This window comes from Metasolibacillus meyeri (assembly GCF_003049505.1).
Classification (GTDB): Bacteria; Bacillota; Bacilli; order Bacillales_A; family Planococcaceae; genus Metasolibacillus; species Metasolibacillus meyeri.
In genome coordinates this window covers 1-17540 of sequence record NZ_PYWN01000095.1, presented here as the reverse complement: position 1 = coordinate 17540, position 17540 = coordinate 1, and the positions used below count along the sequence as shown (strand labels likewise).

General features: G+C 37.8%; 14 protein-coding genes and 1 pseudogene. 5 read left to right on the top strand and 10 right to left on the bottom strand.

Translation table 11 applies throughout. The features are described 5' to 3' along the window. Positions 1-197: 197 nt before the first annotated feature. From C9J34_RS14085 to C9J34_RS14065, 4 genes are all read right to left on the bottom strand, one after another. On the bottom strand, positions 198-740 hold the full coding sequence (locus C9J34_RS14085) for a hypothetical protein (protein ID WP_107840815.1): 543 nt from the start codon (positions 738-740) through the stop codon (positions 198-200). A 985-nt stretch (positions 741-1725) separates the two neighbouring features. Then, the gene (locus C9J34_RS14075) at positions 1726-2805 is read right to left on the bottom strand and encodes a S26 family signal peptidase (RefSeq protein WP_107840813.1); all 1080 of its coding nucleotides are present in this window, start codon (positions 2803-2805) and stop codon (positions 1726-1728) included. Continuing rightward, complete coding sequence (locus C9J34_RS14070) at positions 2802-3299, bottom strand: sigma-70 family RNA polymerase sigma factor (RefSeq protein WP_107840812.1); 498 nt, start codon at positions 3297-3299, stop codon at positions 2802-2804. The genes C9J34_RS14075 and C9J34_RS14070 overlap by 4 nt, the downstream gene beginning before the upstream one ends. A 20-nt stretch (positions 3300-3319) precedes the next feature. Further along, positions 3320-4561, bottom strand: coding sequence for a polysaccharide deacetylase family protein (locus C9J34_RS14065; protein ID WP_107840811.1), 1242 nt, complete (start codon positions 4559-4561; stop codon positions 3320-3322). A gap of 570 nt (positions 4562-5131) precedes the next feature. Between C9J34_RS14065 and ahpC the strand changes: the two genes are divergently transcribed. Together ahpC and ahpF are read left to right on the top strand one after the other, a co-directional pair. Further along, positions 5132-5695 (top strand): alkyl hydroperoxide reductase subunit C, encoded by a 564-nt coding sequence (gene ahpC / locus C9J34_RS14060; protein WP_107840810.1) that lies wholly within the window; start codon positions 5132-5134, stop codon positions 5693-5695. A 209-nt stretch (positions 5696-5904) separates the two neighbouring features. After that, positions 5905-7434 carry an alkyl hydroperoxide reductase subunit F gene (gene ahpF / locus C9J34_RS14055; protein WP_107840809.1) on the top strand — a complete coding sequence of 510 codons (1530 nt, stop codon included), beginning with the start codon at positions 5905-5907 and terminating at the stop codon, positions 7432-7434. Positions 7435-7634: 200 nt separating this feature from the next. On the opposite strand, the gene C9J34_RS14050 is transcribed toward ahpF, so the two are convergent. The 5 genes from C9J34_RS14050 to C9J34_RS14030 all read right to left on the bottom strand — a co-directional run bounded on the left by C9J34_RS14050 (position 7635) and on the right by C9J34_RS14030 (position 14337). Then, the gene (locus C9J34_RS14050) at positions 7635-8831 is read right to left on the bottom strand and encodes an ABC transporter permease (protein WP_107840808.1); all 1197 of its coding nucleotides are present in this window, start codon (positions 8829-8831) and stop codon (positions 7635-7637) included. A 173-nt stretch (positions 8832-9004) separates the two neighbouring features. Then, the gene (locus C9J34_RS14045; protein WP_107840807.1) at positions 9005-9907 is read right to left on the bottom strand and encodes an ABC transporter ATP-binding protein; all 903 of its coding nucleotides are present in this window, start codon (positions 9905-9907) and stop codon (positions 9005-9007) included. A gap of 13 nt (positions 9908-9920) precedes the next feature. Then, a complete protein-coding gene (locus tag C9J34_RS14040) occupies positions 9921-11135 on the bottom strand; it encodes an ABC transporter permease (RefSeq protein WP_107840806.1) in 1215 nt (404 codons plus the stop codon). Positions 11136-11147: 12 nt separating this feature from the next. After that, entirely contained in the window at positions 11148-12266 is a 1119-nt protein-coding gene (locus C9J34_RS14035) for an ABC transporter (RefSeq protein WP_107840805.1), read from the bottom strand. A 223-nt stretch (positions 12267-12489) separates the two neighbouring features. Then, a complete protein-coding gene (locus C9J34_RS14030; protein WP_107840804.1) occupies positions 12490-14337 on the bottom strand; it encodes an SLC13 family permease in 1848 nt (615 codons plus the stop codon). A 487-nt stretch (positions 14338-14824) separates the two neighbouring features. Between C9J34_RS14030 and C9J34_RS14025 the strand changes: the two genes are divergently transcribed. The 3 genes from C9J34_RS14025 to C9J34_RS14015 all read left to right on the top strand — a co-directional run bounded on the left by C9J34_RS14025 (position 14825) and on the right by C9J34_RS14015 (position 17121). Next, positions 14825-16309 carry a catalase gene (locus C9J34_RS14025; protein ID WP_107840803.1) on the top strand — a complete coding sequence of 495 codons (1485 nt, stop codon included), beginning with the start codon at positions 14825-14827 and terminating at the stop codon, positions 16307-16309. Between the two features lie 134 nt (positions 16310-16443). Then, positions 16444-16758, top strand: a complete 315-nt coding sequence (locus C9J34_RS14020) for a DMT family transporter (protein WP_107840802.1) — start codon at positions 16444-16446, stop codon at positions 16756-16758. A 12-nt stretch (positions 16759-16770) separates the two neighbouring features. Next, positions 16771-17121, top strand: coding sequence for a DMT family transporter (locus tag C9J34_RS14015; RefSeq protein WP_107840801.1), 351 nt, complete (start codon positions 16771-16773; stop codon positions 17119-17121). Positions 17122-17140: 19 nt separating this feature from the next. Here C9J34_RS14015 and C9J34_RS14010 read toward each other — a convergent pair. Further along, a pseudogene (locus C9J34_RS14010) lies at positions 17141-17455 on the bottom strand (AEC family transporter); the annotation flags it as partial. Positions 17456-17540: the final 85 nt, after the last annotated feature.

Sequence of the window (17540 nt, the reverse complement as noted above, 5' to 3'; positions counted from 1 at the left end):
CTTTCAAAGATTTTTTCATTTCTTACTTGACTTTATATAGTTAGTCTTTCATTATTAATATTCGATAAAAACTTACACTGCCCTCTTAATTATTTTACCATTCACAGCAAAATAAGGATTTTATCAGTATTTTCACGCAAACTTTCTTTCAAAGTTACAGCATCAGGTTAATCCATTAATTTCTTTGCACTATACATTTATTTTCTTACTAAATAATCATTTAGCATATTAACAATATATTCACTACCAAACGGCTGTATTTCCATTCCCTCTTTTAGAACATATTGCATGAATGTAATCTCATATTTCACATCTTCTAGACTGAAAGTGACCTTTTCAAAGAGGAAATTACTAGAATCGCTTTGTGACTCTTCTATCGTATAATATCCTTTTACTCCTTTAACTTCTTTAATTTCTTTAGCATTTATAAAATCAGCATTTAAAGCTATTCCTTCAGTGTCACTAAAAAATGTGGAAAAAATTATAGTTTGTAAATTTCCCGGTCCCTTATCCCATATTTCATGAATTATAAAACCGTTACCGTATTTAATCGGTTCGGCAATCTTATATCTTTTAAACTTAATTGGCATTTTTTCAAAGTAATATAACTCATCAACTTTAGAGCTATTAAGATTTTCTAAAACTTTTATTCTCGAATCATCCTTAAATAGGGTAGAGGATATTATTATTGTTAAAAGAAATATACTAAAACAAATACCTACTTTTAAAGATTTCTTCATCAACCAAACCTCCTAAATTACAAATATATACAATTTAACCACAATAACTCCCAAGGAACAATTAATCAAATTTTATTTTTCTTTTTTGGATATAAACGGTATTTTTATTGTACCAGAAAACAGTTGAAAGTAGGGATTACTATGAAGCATGTAAAATTTTAGTGAGTTTAGTGGTTTTTATTTCTCTATTTCTTCCAAACTTCGCTTCTGCTTCTAGTTCAAATTTAGAACTAAGAAAAGAAGTAGAAAACCCTTCTAGTATGATTATCAATAGTCTTGAAATTGGTGAGAGGCTCTTTGACACAATCTAGAATGATAACACTTTTGGACAACCTTTTTAAGTGCTCCTTTAAAGGATAAGGGACGGACAGGTTACTGGACATGGGGCCTCTATGGACATGATTCGTTAGTTAAATAGGGCTGGCTTAGCCAAACAAGGCTATCATGCCCATTGCTCCATATAAATTTCTCAGATAAAGTTGCAGAAAGTGCTTTAACCTATTTAACTAACTCAACGCCTAACATGGTTTTGGAATCTGCAATAGGTAATGTACAATTTGAGTTTTATACTTCAAAACGTTACAGCTAAATTAAATGATTTCATAAAAAAATATAAGCACCGAAACTTTAAATTTTCGGCGCTTTTCTTTATATAACAATTTAAAACCGCACTTACTTATGATAAGGCTCGGTGTAATCAATATGAAAGTGACAGCATACATCACGAATTCGAATTAGTGCTATCAGCCTACTGAAAAGTGACCTAACACACTATTTTCCAGACAACCCTGTGTTTTTTGACTGAAATATTCACCATTTAGAAAAGTGGTGGACGTTTTTTGAAATGTTGAAAACACTGGATTCAACGCCTTTACACTCACTTTTAAAATGAATAATTTTTCACTGTTTAGAGGGATTTTCGACTTCCTAGGCATATTTTTCAGAAAATATCTTAAAATAGCAAGGAAGCCCTTCCCCCTCATTTTCATTCACTCACTACCCATATCCCCGTGTTTGATTGCTGTTCCATATAAAATACATGCTCGTTAACACCAGCTCTTCCGTATTGGTAGCGTACCTCAACTCGATTATCTGAAATAGGCGAAAGCTTTCGATAAGCTGCCTCTAAAAATAGTTCGCCTAGACGATTTGTTTGGGTGAATGATGTCTTAGAGTCGATAAGTGACTGCGCTAAGTGCCCATCCCCAAAAAGACCATCATATAAAAACAAATCAAAATATTGCTCTGCTGTATACGCGTTTGCTCCCTCTTTTGCAAAATAAATCGACTCTGTATTTTCCTCTGTTGCCAGCCCTACAACCTCACCGTAAATTTTATGCACGGGTGTAATTGTTCCAGCCTGCACCGTTTCACTAGCAGGGAAATGATTGATTAAAAAATATTCTCGGGCATTCAATAGCTGGTCGTATCCACCTACAATTGTGACGCTATTTTCTTCATAATAGTCCAGTATTTCTGACTTAAGCGGCTTGCCATTTACTTTTAGCTGTCCATTCTTCAACACAACGCGATCTCCCGGTACAGCAACCACCTCATAATAGGCATCTGCATATGTTGGCAAATGGCTCGTCGTGTTTGTCATTGTGCGGACAATATCCCCGACCTGATAAACGACACTATCATATAAATTAGCTTTGCGTTCGATTACCGTATGGAAAGTCTTGTCACTTCCTTCTAAAGAAAAGGCCCCTCGATCGACATAGTGCAACCCGTCCACTTTATCAAAATGGGGAAGCTCTGCAAACTTTTCGTAACGAATCGCTGATAGCAGTTGCTTTTTTTGTAAAGCAGAAATTTGCGCTAAATCATCGAGTGGATCATATGGAATTTCAGGTCCTTCATTTGATGAAAGCTGCTCTAGCGGGTTAAACGTAATAAATAGGAATAGCGCTACTACAGCTATCGCTGCTGTTACAAATGGAACTTGCCACGAAGGCTTTTTAACTGGTGCTCGAAAGTTTTCATGTATACGTTGCTTTATCCGTCTTTCCTGCATGGATGTGTCGCCCATCATTTTATCCAGCTTGCGTTTAAAATCGCTCAATTGCTTTCAACCTCCTCTTCCTCAAAAAACTCCTTCAACTGTTGCTTCGCTCGGCGCAGCCGTGTTTTTACCGTATTTTCATTAAGCTGTAAATAATCTGCTATTTCTGCAATCGACTGCTCATCATAATAAAAGAGTATTAATGGCTCACGATATTTTAATGGCAGCTGAAAGAGGTTTTTCTCAAGCTCCACTAGCTGCTCCTGTTCTAGCAACATTTCCTCTGTCCCTTTTGTCGCTGTAAAAATCGTCTCAAATAATACATCTTTTTTATGCTTCCATGAGCGTAAATAATCTTTTGCGCGATTAGCTGTCATTTTAGTTAAATACGTTTTTAATGATGCCTCATGACGAAATTGCCCACTTTTTTGAAAATAGGTAACAAACACTTCCTGTACAATATCTTCGGCTGTCGACCAATTTTTCACGTATAAATAAGCGATGCGCACTAAGTAGCTTGAATGCTCATCAATCACTTGGTCAATATCATTCATTTATCAAACCTCACCCTTTTCTATTGCCATACCATATTGCCATTTATGTAAGTAGTGAATTGCTCGAATGACTTTTTCTCCGTCATTCCAAATCGGCCTACTTCATAGTTTGAAGCATTCATATTGGCATAGCCTTCTTGTGTTGTAAAGGCGATTAATAGCCCTACCTCTTTTGCAGCTGTAATAAAACTTTCATTATAGTGCCCATATGGATATGCTAATGAAATGGCATTTGGTACTTGCTCTATATTTTGCTGCAAATCCCTTATAATTTCTTCCTTTGAACGCTCGAAAGCAATTCCTAAGCCTTCATTAAGTGAATGTAGATCGTGCGTATGTGCCTCAAAATGAAAAACATCTGTTAATTCTGCCAAATCTGTATTCGTGAAAAATTGTAGCGGCCCTTCTGCCTCAAATACTTGTTCCCCGTGTGCTCGATTTGTACGCGAGGAAATAATATGCTGAATCGCTGTAAATCCATGCTGTTGTAAAATAGGATACGCATATTCCTTCGTTGATAACAAACCATCATCAAAGGTAATGAGCACTGCATTTGCCGGTACAACAAGACGCCCTTCCAAATAATCATATAGCTGATTTGCAGTTAATGTTTTAAATTTATTATCCGCCAAATAATCCATCTGCTGTTCAAAGGCTTCCAATGAAATCGTACTTGCTGTCGTTTTCATCAAGCTTTTCGGCAAAATATGATGATATACAAGTACTGGTAGACCTTCATCAAGAGTGACAGCTTGTTTATACACATACCCTAATCGCTCTCCTATTTTGATGATATACCAATCTTTTTCTTCTTGTACGATTGGATAGCGATAACCTTCCTCCAAATGCATGATTATAGCGCTTTGTAAATCTGCTTCACCATAAACTGTTGTTTTTTGTAACGTTTTAATAGCAGCGTTGTGAATTGTGCGGGAATTGTGTGTGTGCCAGGCACTTTTTTTTACCGTGGCATGCTCTTTTGATACAAAGGCTACTACCTTCCCTAATCTTAGCTCGAAATAAGCTTCATCCTCACCGCTAATGGCAAAAGGCTGATTCGCCTCTAATTCACCGATTTTAATGAATGTGGCATCTCTCATATACATCGGCTGACGCTCTTGCAATGTGATAAATTCCCTTTCTTCAATTAGAAGCTCTTGTGCAAACGCCTCCGATTCAAATGAAGTCCATTTCGTATAAATAACAATAATCAATATTATTAAGCCAACAAGTAGCAATCCATTCATATAGATTTTTCTCACTATTTTGCCTCCCTCTATCATTTAAGCAACGTACAGACGGAGAAATTAGAAAATAGTTTCAAAAAATAATAGAAAAATTTTTACGAGCAATTTTATGAATGATTCGGGTAACTGGGTTGTTTTTGGTTTCTCTGATTTATTTGCGACTTCCCATGGTTTATTTGCGGTTTTCCCGTTTTATTTGCGACTTCTCATGATTTATTTGCCATTTCCTTGATTGAGAGTCACTTCCCTTATTGATTCAAATGCTTTCAACAAAACATAGCCAATTATGAACAATTTTCAAACTTTCTGTATAAAGCACTCGTTTTTGGCTACCATAACCTTGACAGAACGGATGCTTTTCCAGCATAATTTGAGTCATAGGCAATAATTATTATAAAAAAGCAATAACTATTAATAATGCGAATCTATGCATGCAAGAAGCTTAGCAGCCGTTGTTATCATTAAGCTTGCTACATATAGACCTTTTGTCTTTTAGCATGTATCTAATGCGTTTCATTTCTCAATTGTCAACGGTTCGTGTAGAATAGTGATTGTAGTTTTTCATAAACAAGGAGGAAATTTATTATGTCATTAATCGGTAAAAAAGTAGAAGCTTTCTCAGCACAAGCTTTCCAAAAAGGTGAATTCATCGACGTATCTTCAGAAAACTTCCAAGGTCAATGGAGCGTTGTATGCTTCTACCCAGCAGACTTCACATTCGTTTGCCCAACTGAATTAGAAGATTTACAAAACCAATATGCAGCATTAAAAGAATTAGGTGTTGAAGTATACTCTGTATCAACTGACACACATTTTACACATAAAGCATGGCACGATTCTTCAGAAGCAATCGGCAAAATTGAGTACATCATGATTGGTGACCCATCTCACAATATTTCTACTATCTTTGACGTATTAGACGAAGAATCAGGTCTTGCAAATCGTGGAACATTCATTATTGATCCAGACGGTATTGTTCAAACAGTAGAAATCAACGCTGACGGTATTGGCCGTGACGCAAGTACTTTAGTAAACAAAATCAAAGCGGCACAATATGTACGCAACAATCCAGGCGAAGTTTGCCCAGCTAAATGGCAAGAAGGCGCTGCTACATTAAAGCCAAGCCTTGAATTAGTAGGTAAAATCTAAGCATACAAGAGGCTGTCTGGAAAGTAGGCTAACACACCACTTTCCAGACAGCTATTATTTTTGTTCAATAGAAGTATAAACCATATTGCTTTCGTTAAGATAATGGCTGCTCACACAATTAAAAGTAGATGATTGGAAGACAGCTTTTTTAACAATGATTTAAACTTCTCTAAAGTTCTTCAAATATATTCAAACAAGGAGTTTTCCCCATGTTATTAGATGCAGATATTAAAGCACAATTAGCCCAATATTTAGAGCTAATGGAAGGCGATATTGTTCTAAAAGTCAGCGCTGGTGATGACAGCGTTTCACGCGATATGCTAGAGCTAGTCAATGAGCTTAAAACAATGTCTTCACGCATTGCTGTAGAAAATGCTACACTTTCACGTACACCTAGCTTTACAGTAGACCGTGCAAATGAAGAAACAGGCATTGTCTTTGCAGGCGTTCCACTTGGTCATGAATTCACTTCACTTGTTTTAGCATTGCTTCAAGTAAGTGGACGTGCACCAAAAGTAGAGCAGGCTGTTATTGATCAAATCAAAGCAATTCAAGGTGAATATCGCTTTGAAACATATATTAGCTTAAGCTGTCATAACTGTCCTGACGTCGTGCAAGCACTTAACATTATGAGCATATTAAACTCTAATATTTCTCATACAATGATTGACGGTGCAGCATTCAAAGAAGAAGTAGAAAGCAAAGACATTATGGCTGTACCAACGGTTTATTTGAATGGTGAGCCATTTGGTAGCGGTCGTATGACATTAGAAGAAATTTTGGGCAAGTTAGGTGGCGGCCCAGATGCTGCTGAATTCGAAAACAAGGAACCGTTCGACGTATTAGTTGTTGGTGGTGGCCCTGCTGGTGCAAGTGCCGCTGTTTATGCCGCACGTAAAGGTATTCGCACAGGTCTTGTAGCAGAGCGCTTCGGCGGTCAAGTAAACGATACATTATCAATCGAAAATATTATTGGTACAACACATACAGAAGGACCACGCGTTGTAGCAGGTCTTGAAGAGCATGTGAAAGACTACCCTGTCGATATTATGAATTTACAACGTGCTACTCGTATAGAAAAGAAAGACTTGGTGGAAGTCGAGCTTGAAAACGGTGCAGTACTAAAAAGTAAAACAGTTATTCTATCAACAGGGGCTCGCTGGCGCAATGTCGGTGTTCCTGGTGAAGCTGAATTCAAAAATAAAGGTGTTGCTTACTGCCCTCACTGTGATGGTCCGTTATTCGCTGGTAAAGATGTAGCGGTAATTGGCGGTGGTAACTCAGGTATCGAGGCTGCGATTGATTTAGCAGGTATCGTAAAAAGCGTAACAGTAATTGAATTTAACGCAGAGTTAAAAGCCGACGAAGTATTACAAAAACGTCTATTTAGCTTACCAAACGTAACCGTTGTGACAAACGCGCAAACGAAGGAAATTACAGGTACTGATAAAGTAAATAGGCTAACATATGTAGAGCGAGAAACTGGCGAAGAACGTCATATCGATGTACAAGGTGTGTTCATTTTAATAGGTCTTGTACCAAACACAGAGTGGTTAGGTGAAGAATTCGAGCGTACACGCTTTGGTGAAATCGTTGTTAATAAACATGGTGCAACAAGCGTACCGGGCATATTCGCTGCAGGTGACTGTACAGACAGCGCCTACAAACAAATTATTATTTCAATGGGGTCAGGCGCAACAGCAGCACTTGGCGCATTTGATTATTTGATTCGTAACTAAGGTCATATCTGAAAAAACAGTAGTGGGACTAGGCGAAAAGATTTTACCCTTTTCACCTAGTCCCTACTTTTCATTTACCCATTATCATTGCATACAAATCGTTCAATGTTACTTTGAAAAATATGAAGTCACTGACAACCTGTTTTTACCCAATGTTAACAAGTTCACAGCATGGACCCATACTTAGTTCGATTCTCTCCCTACCTCACCAATTTAAAACGTTTATTTAATGAAATAGATAGCGTAATGACTAGCATAACTACAATAGAAATTGCTAATAACTTCATCCCTAATACTGTGGACATGTTTACACTACTATAGTAGAAATTGCGCATTTTTGATACAATTTGTCCCACATGAATATAAGATGTCGGATAATTTTCAATCGCCCACTGAAAACCAACGCCTCGGTTGAAATAAAAATATTCCGCAAAAATAACGACAAGCCCAACACCCAGATTAATCATTTCATTTCGTAGTACTATACTGCATAATAATACAACTACAATAATCATTATGAACCATAACACTAATAATTGTAAGCACTTAGCTAAAAATACCCCGAGACTCATTACATCAAAAACCCACATATCATGTGTGAAAATTGGCACCGGAATTTGAAAATGCCCAAAGCCTGCTTGTACACCAATAATTAAGAAGCCAGCTGAAAGTGGAACAAATAAAACAAAGCTCCCAATCAATACGACAACACCTTTAATAATGAGCTTTTTCCAAGCAGCAATCGGAAAGCCTTTTAACAATGTCGGATGTAAACGATCCTTTGTGACAATATCAACTGCCAAGAGCAACACACAAACAATTAGTGTAATTGGTAGCGTTCCCTTCATTAAACGCTCCACTGTTTGCCATGCTGTTCGTTGCTCAAATAAATTAATAGACAACTCATAATCTGCCTTAGCAAATTCACCGTAGCGCTTACCCGATTCTAAATATGCATAAAGCCCATCGTCCTCCGAGTATTCATTGCCATACTTGTAATAGCCAGCAGGGTAAGAAAAATTTTCATTAAAGTAAGTAAAACCGTTCGTCACATAGTACCATTCACTCGTAGCCGCCGCATACTTATGCAAATTGCCACTTTTTAACGCCTCTAACCTATGCAAATCATGCGGATTAACCATTTCAAAAATACTCAACCCTGCCAAAGTAGATCCATGAACAGTTGATAAATCTCTATTACTCATCTCCTGTATAAAAGCATCGCGCGTTAAATACCGCGCCTCAATTTCATCCACATCAATCTTTTCGATTGGATCATAAGCAGGGGCTATTCGAATCGCATAAAAAAGTGCCACAAATAACAACAATGCATAAATTGCTATATTCTTTCTATTTTTAAAAAACTGCATTAACTCAAATTTGAAATATGCCCACATTATATTCCCTCCTATACTCTCGTAATTTTCCCTGTAGAAAAATAGAATCAAGGTGCTTATTTGAGCACTTTTTAGGCTTATTTGAGCGTTTTTCCTTCCTATTTGATCACTTCGATCGAAAAAGCTATCTAAAAATGGGCTCATGCACCACTTCTTAGATAGCTCCTTTTTATTCACCCATAATACATCGCATACAAATCATTCAATGTCACTTTGCCAAATGTGAAATCATTAATGCCTAATTCTGCTAGGTGAATAGCCATTTCCCCTAGTGTTTCAGCGTCTTTTTTATCCAATGTTAGCAACGTCATATCGTTGACTAATGTTTGAACTTTCAACTTTGGATAGCTCGTTTGGAAGGTTGCTTTCATATCGTCAGACATATTTCTCACACGTACCGTTGTCATTGTGGAGCCGCTAAAGCCTTCCACAATATCATCGACACCAATTAATTTACCATCTTTAAATAAAAAGATACGGTCTGCGTATTTCTCTAAATTGTCGAGCAAATGCGAGGCGATAATAATCATTTTGCCCTCTGCCTTTTTCTCCATCAGCACGCCTGAAATAATTTCTACATTAATTGGATCAAGCCCATTCATTACTTCATCCATTAGCATAATTTCCGTATTGGCAACAATTTGCATCGCGAAGCAGAGGCGTTGGCGCATCCCCAATGAATATGTCCCTGCCTTTTTATTGACATAATGCCCCATATTCAAGGCTGCAATCGTTGTATCGATTAGTTTTGGGTCAGATTTCCACATTGTGCAATATATTTTCAAATGATCGCGCCCACTTAAATGATTGTATAAATCACTTTGGTCAGGCATCATCGAAATCAATTGATGGATTTTCACTTCATTTGCCTTACTTGAATAAGTTAAGCCATTTTTAAACAGCACTTTCCCACTATTTGGTGCTGCATAATTCATCATGACATTCATTAATGTTGATTTCCCTGTTCCATTCGGTGCAACAAGCCCGATAACCTCACCTTGCTGAAATGTTTCACTAATATCATTTAATACTTTTTTCTCACCAAAGCTAAGCTGAATATTTTGTAATTCAATCAATCTTATTCCCCTCCTACTTCACCAATTTAAAGCGCTTATTTAACGAGATGCATAAGGTGATAATAAGCGTAATAACAATATAAATTGCTAATAACTTCATCCCTAGCTGTGCTGACATGTCGTCGCTGTTATAATAGAAATTTCGTATTTTCGATACTACTTGTCCAATTTGCATATACGATGTTGGATAATTTTCGATATCCCATAAGAAACCGATTCCACGATTAAAGTAGAAATACTCTGCAAAAATAATGACGAGACCTGTCCCTAAATTAATCACCTCGTTGCGCAGCAAGACACTCAGTAGCAACACAACCGTAATAATCGCCATAAACCATAGTAATAATAGCTGGATACACTGTCCTAAAAAGTTGCCTAAAGATATTACTGTAAATATCCCCTGTTGCTGCTGCACTTTATAATCTACAATATATTGCGGCACTGGGATATTCAGATTACCAAAGCCAAATTGCATACCTACGATAAAGAAGCCGATTGCTAATGGCACAAATAACACAAGGCTGCCAATGAAAGCGACAAAGCCTTTTATCAATAGCTTTTTCCAGTCAGCAATTGGAAAACCTCGAAGTAATGTTGGATGTAGACGGTCCTTTGTGACAATATCTACCGCTAAAAGCAAGGCACAAGCGATCAAAACAATTGGCAATATACTTTTCATTAAACGCTCCACCGTTTGCCATGCTGTACGTTGCTCGAATAAATTAATTGACAAGGAATAGTCCGCTTCCGCATACTTCTCATAGCGTTCCCCTGCCTCTACATAGGCATAAGAGGCATCTTCATCCGCATATTGACTCCCATATGTATAGTAGCGAGGGTTATAAAAAAGATTGCCACTATAGTACGTGTAAGCATTTGTAACATAGTACCACATACTCGTTGCAGCTGCGTATTTTTGCAAATCATTCGTTTCTAATGCTTCTAATCGCTCTGCATCTAACGGATTGATTTCATGGAACATTCGCAACGCCTCTGTAACTGCAGGATGCGCGAATCTCAAATTTCTCCCTGCCATCTGGTCAATAAACGCTTGTCTCGTTAAATAGCGTGCCTCAATTTCATCGACATCTACCTGCTCGATTGGATCATAGGTGGGTGCTATTTTTATTGTGTAAAATAATGTTGCGAATAATAGCAACACATAAATTGCAATATTTTTCTTATTCTTAAAAAATTGCACAAGCTCAAATTTAAAATATGCCCACATCGTAATTCCCCCTTATGCTCTCGCTATTTTCCCTGTAGAAAAGAATGTTTTAATAACTAACAGCATCAATACGATGCAAACAAGCAAGATTATTAACCCCATCGTCATCGTTATATCTACAGGTGTAGCAAGCTCTAAAGGATAACCACTCAAAATCTTGTTAAAATTCAAAAAATTAAATGGGTTATAAGGCATAAAGCTAATCATTGATGAAAATACTTCTGGTAAAAAGAATAAAATACTTTGCACAAATAATGTTAAATACATATTTTTCAATAGCACATTTAATATAATTGACAGCAACATTGCAAAAACTGCAATAACAATCATATAGCCAATGCTAATAGCTACATAATGGATTGTTGAATAAATTGAAGGTTCTCCTACATAAACAGCGATTGGATAGTTTGCATCCCCAGCCCCATTCAGAAATAATAACGGCATAGCGCATGCGAAGACAACTACAATAAACGCAACGATGTACAAAAAGTGCGTAACACATTTCGTCAATATGTATTGATCAAAACGGATCGGATAACCTTTAATTAAGCTCGAGTGCTCAAAATCATCCAGTAAAATAGAACTTGTATAAAAGCTAATAAACACATACCAGCCAGCCCCTACAATACTAAAGAAAAACAACAAGAACGGAAATAACTCCAATGGATTTGGTGCTATCGCCTGCTTCGATTCTAGTAAATGTGTAAAATACATATGGTTCAATGTATTTTTGATACGTGATGGCATTAACGATGCTACTTTATCGTAATCCTCTAAATCAAAGGCTTTTGCACGTAGCTCTGCGATTTCTATAGAAGTTTTATAATAAATATCATCCTTTTTCATCTTTAATGCTGCAATTTGCAAGGCAACAGCAATTTTCTGCTTGTTCAAATTTTTATACAAGTCACTGCCATCCCCATCATCTGAGGCATCTACTACTTGGAATTTCGTCAGTGCTGCCTGTGCGGAATAGAAGTCCCCCGTCCTTTCAACAATTTGATTACCTGCAGATTGCGATTTAATATAAAACATCATACCTACTGTAATCAGCGCAACAATTAACAATAAAAACAAATTTTTTCGATTAGTTAACTCAATTTTAAGCCCCACTTTTAATGAACGAATCATTTCATCTTACCCCTCCCGCAACTATTATACAGTAAAATTGGATGCATATGGTATATGATTTTATAACAGCATAAAGTTTTTTGTAAAAAAGAGCGGCACTTTCAGGGCGCTTTTCGGGCTTAATCGAGCGCTTTCTCGCACTATTTGATCACTTCCATTAAAAAAGCCTATCTAAAAGTAGTACAATGCACCACTTTTAAATAGCTTCTTCTTCCATATTAAATTAGAACGGAAACAATAACGGAATGGCAATCATCATCACGATAAACATAATGATTTGTAACGGTACACCTACTCGCACAAAATCCATAAACTTATAGCCACCCGCCGTTAATACGAGCGAGTTTGTTGGTGAAGCAATCGGCGTAGCGAAAGCCATACCTGCTGCGGCCGCCACTGCAATCATAAAGGTATATGGATTAGCATCCATTGTCATTGCCGCTGTCATCGCAATTGGCGCGAATAGCACAGCCGTTGCTGTATTGCTGACAAACTGACCAAATACAACAGTCAATAAATAAATACCTACTAATACGCCATACGGTCCATACTCGCCGAGCACTCGAATAATGGCATCGGAAATAATGACCATACCACCTGTTTTTTGTAGAGCCGTTGCCATTGGCAGCATTGCTGCAACAAGCACAATGCTCTCAAAATTCATTTTACTGTACGCGTCATCCATATTGCGCAAGCAACCTGTAATAATCATTAAAATAGCGCCAATTAAAACAGAAATAACCGCATCAAACACTTCAAACACCATCAAGCCAACCATTAATGCCATGATGGCTCCAGCAATTGGTGCTTTTCCTGTAGCAGCTGCCACGCTTGCATGCTCACGTGGCTGTCCGACAACGACAACATCTTGCGTCTCACGCGATAACAAATCGATTTCTTCCCATGTCCCTTGTACTAAAATAGCATCACCAAAACGTAGCTTTTGCTCTGCCATATCTTGTAGGATATAATCCCCTTTACGATTGATGCCGATAATATTTAAGTTATATTTTTTACGGAAGCCCATTTTACTTACGGTTTCACCAATTAAACTGGACTGTGGTGTTAGTAGCACTTCCGCAACACCGATTTTTTTCGAAATCAGCTCTTCTACATGCTCATCTGTTGTATAATCAATAGCTAAACTATAATCAGTAGCAAAACGCTCTACATCATCTTGCGCTCCTTGTACGTAAAGCACATCATTTGGACGAATAACACTTGTCGGCCCTGCCATTTCCTGATATGTCATTGGCAACAAATTCATCCCCTCTGTTGCACGACGCTGGATTTTCATAATAAAAATATGATAGTTTGCAGGTAGCTTTAACTCTGCTAGCCCCTGCCCAATAACAGTAGAATCTTCTGGTACATTCACGCAAAATAGCTTATCGTGCAAATCATATTCCTGCACAATTTTTTTAGGTGATAGCTTGTATCCTGCATTCGTTTGCAAACGTTTCTTATCATTCGGCAATAGCTTATTGCGAATCAACACTAAATAAATAATTGCTGTAATTGTAGCAATTATACCAATCGGCGTAATCGTAAAGAAGCCTAGCTTCGCAAAGCCATTTTCGACTAAAATTTGCGACACAATTAAGTTCGGTGGCGATGCTATTAATGTCATAAGCCCCGACATGCTCGCTATATAAGACAATGGCATTAAAAACTTAGATGGGCTAGCCTGTATACTCATTGCCACGCTTACTACGATTGGTAGCATTAAGGCTACCGTACCCGTATTGCTCATAAATGCCCCAACTGTTGCCACGATGACGAGCAGCAGTATAAACAATTTCAGCTCGCTCTCTCCCGACCATTTCAATAATAAATTTCCTGCCATTCCTGCAAGCCCCGTGCGCAAAATACCTGCACCAACGACAAATAACCCAGCAATCATAATAACAACTGAATTTGAGAAACCTGCAAGTGCCTCAGGAGGCGTCAAAATACCACATACTACAAAAGCTAGCAATGCCAACATGGCTACTAAATCTGCCCGAAAGCGATTCGTGACAAATAAAACTATTGTCATAATTAAAATAATAAATGTTAATGTTAGTTGCATAAATTGCGACTCCTTCTCGCTATAGTCACCTTCTATTGTATAAGAAACAAATGAAAAGGTCGCCTATAGTTACAATATTCCTACAAAATGTCATAAAGTGAACCTTCAATCAGTGGGGTGTTCCTCATCTCCACGAAACACCGCTAAGAGTGTTACAGCCTATTCATATGGGATAAATCTAGATTTTCTTCTCTTTTTCAATTAGTATAGACCATTTTCAATCACTATAGCACTTAAAGTATATCTAAACACTTATCGTTCATGCCTTAGCAATTTTTTCAAACTCACATATAAAAACATTGCTATGACCACATTCCTCCTTTTTAAAATTCGAGTTACAGTATCCCACACTTCAAATCAAAGAATTTTCTGAACAAACCACAAATTACTTAAATAGAATTATTATAATTTAGTAGCAATTATGATGTAGATTTGGTATAGTTATAGACGAAAGGTTTTTAAAATATATTTAGGAGGTCTATTCACTATGACAATGGATAAACAACGCCGATTTACAACAGCTGGTGGTGCACCAGTAGTAAGCAACCATGACTCAATGTCTGCAGGGGCACGTGGTCCACTATTATTACAAGACGTTTGGTTAATTGAAAAACTAGCAAACTTTAACCGTGAATTAATTCCTGAGCGCCGTATGCATGCAAAAGGCTCTGGTGCATTTGGGACATTTACTGTAACTCACGATATTACTAAATATACAAAAGCAAAAATCTTCTCTGAAGTAGGGAAGAAAACAGAAATGTTCGCGCGTTTCTCAACAGTAGCTGGTGAGCGTGGCGCAGCAGATGCTGAGCGCGATATTCGCGGCTTTGCTTTAAAATTCTATACAGAGGAAGGAAACTGGGATTTGGTTGGTAACAACACACCTGTATTCTTCTTCCGTGACCCGTTACATTTTACAGACTTAAATCACGTTGTAAAACGTGACCCACGTACAAATATGCATAATGCGAATTCGAACTGGGATTTCTGGACTTCATTGCCTGAAGCATTACATCAAGTAACAATCGTTATGTCTGACCGTGGTATTCCTAAGGGCTACCGTCATATGCATGGTTTCGGCTCTCACACATATGCGATGATTAATGAGGATAACGAGCGCGTATGGGTAAAATTCCATTTCCGTACAGAGCAAGGCATTGAAAACTTAACAGGTGCACAAGCTTCTGAAATTATTGGTAATGACCGCGAATCTTCACAACGTGACTTATATGAGGCAATCGAGCGTGGAGAGTTCCCTAAATGGAAAACGTACATTCAAGTAATGACAGAGAAGGAAGCACGTAAATTACCATACAACCCATTCGATTTAACAAAAGTTTGGTATAAAGGTGACTTCCCATTAATTCCTGTTGGTGAATTCGAATTAAACCGCAACCCTGACAACTACTTTGCAGAGGTAGAACAAGCGGCATTCGCACCATCGAATATTGTTCCTGGTTTAAGCTTTTCACCAGACAAAATGCTACAAGCACGTATTTTTGCATACGCAGATGCACAGCGTTACCGTCTAGGTGTGAACCATTATCAGCTACCTGTAAACGCACCAAAATGCCCATTCCGCACATTCCATCGCGATGGCGCAATGCGCTTTGATGGCAACTTAGGTTCAACATTAGGCTATGAGCCTAACAGCTATGGTGAGTGGGAACACAACACAGAGCTAGCAGAACCACATTTAGCGCTTGAAGGTGGGGCAGGTATTCACGACTTCCGTCAAGATGATAATCACTACTTTGAGCAACCAGGTAAACTATTCCGCCTTATGTCGGCTGAGCAACAACAACGTTTATTCGAAACAACAGCAGCTGAAATGGCACCTGTTGAAGAATTTATTAAACGCCGCCATATTTTACACTGCTACTTAGCTGACCCAGCATATGGTGAAGGTGTAGCAAAAGCTATGGGCTTAACATTAGATGGTATGGATTTAACAAACCCATATACAAAATAAAATGCTAAAACAACGATAGAGAAAGCAGAGCTGTTGCTCGCTTTCCCTATCGTTTTTATCTTTCTGACAGTAGCACTTTTTTCATATACTATTTATACTATGACATGTTCATAAAATTCTTCTGAGGTGAAACAATGAGTTATTTATTTTTATTAGGGGCAATTATTTGTGAGGTCATTGGCAGCTCCCTATTGAAGGTGACGGAGAGATTTAGCAAATTAATACCGACAATTGGTATGCTTATCAGTTACGGTGCAGCCTTTTATCTATTAGCTTTAGCACTACATGAGTTACCGTTAGGCTTTTCCTATGCAATTTGGTCTGGCCTAGGCACTGCTCTAACAGCCATCGTTGGCGTCATTATTTATAAGGAAATCGTAAATCTTACTAAAATACTCGGCCTTTTGCTTATTATTGCAGGTGTCGTTGTCTTAAATATAGCTATATAAGGAGCTTACTCTATGTTAAAAGGTTATTTATTTTTAAGCATTTCTATTATTTGTGAGGTAGTTGCGACAATTATGTTGAAGTTTTCACAAGGCTTCACACAGCTAGCACCTACGCTTATTGTCGCCATTGGTTATATACTCGCTTTTTATTTTTTATCACACTGCCTGCAATATTTGCCATTAAGCCTAGCTTATGCGATTTGGTCTGGCTTAGGTACAATCGCTACAGTTATAATCGGCATTATTTTATGGCAAGAAAAATTCACATGGTTAACAGCATTTGGCATTTTATTAATTATTGGCGGTGTTGTTTTATTGAACTTCTCGAACAATCCTGAACGCAAAAAATCAGCCCTCACGTAACGAAGCGAGAGCTGATTTTCTAAGCGAATAATATTTGTGACATATAAATAACAACAGTTACTGTCAAACAGCTAACAATCGTTGAAAATAACACGGTTTGTGCAGCCGTATCCGATTCCACATCATATTCAAGCGCTAAGCTAGAACTATTGCGCGATGTTGGAAAGGCACTTGCAATAAAGAGCGATTGTGCGACGACACCGTCTAGCCCAAGTCCAAATATAACGAGCAACGCAAGAACAGGGCCTGCAATCAAACGCGTAAAGTAGCTAATGAAAATCACTTTGTTAAACATCGCACGCATTTCAATTTGAGAGATTTGTGCACCAAGTGTAAATCAATTACGCCACGGCGTAATTGCGTCGGGATGTGGCGTTTTTAGACTGAGTTCTTCTTTCTCAGTAGGGAGTTTGGCACTC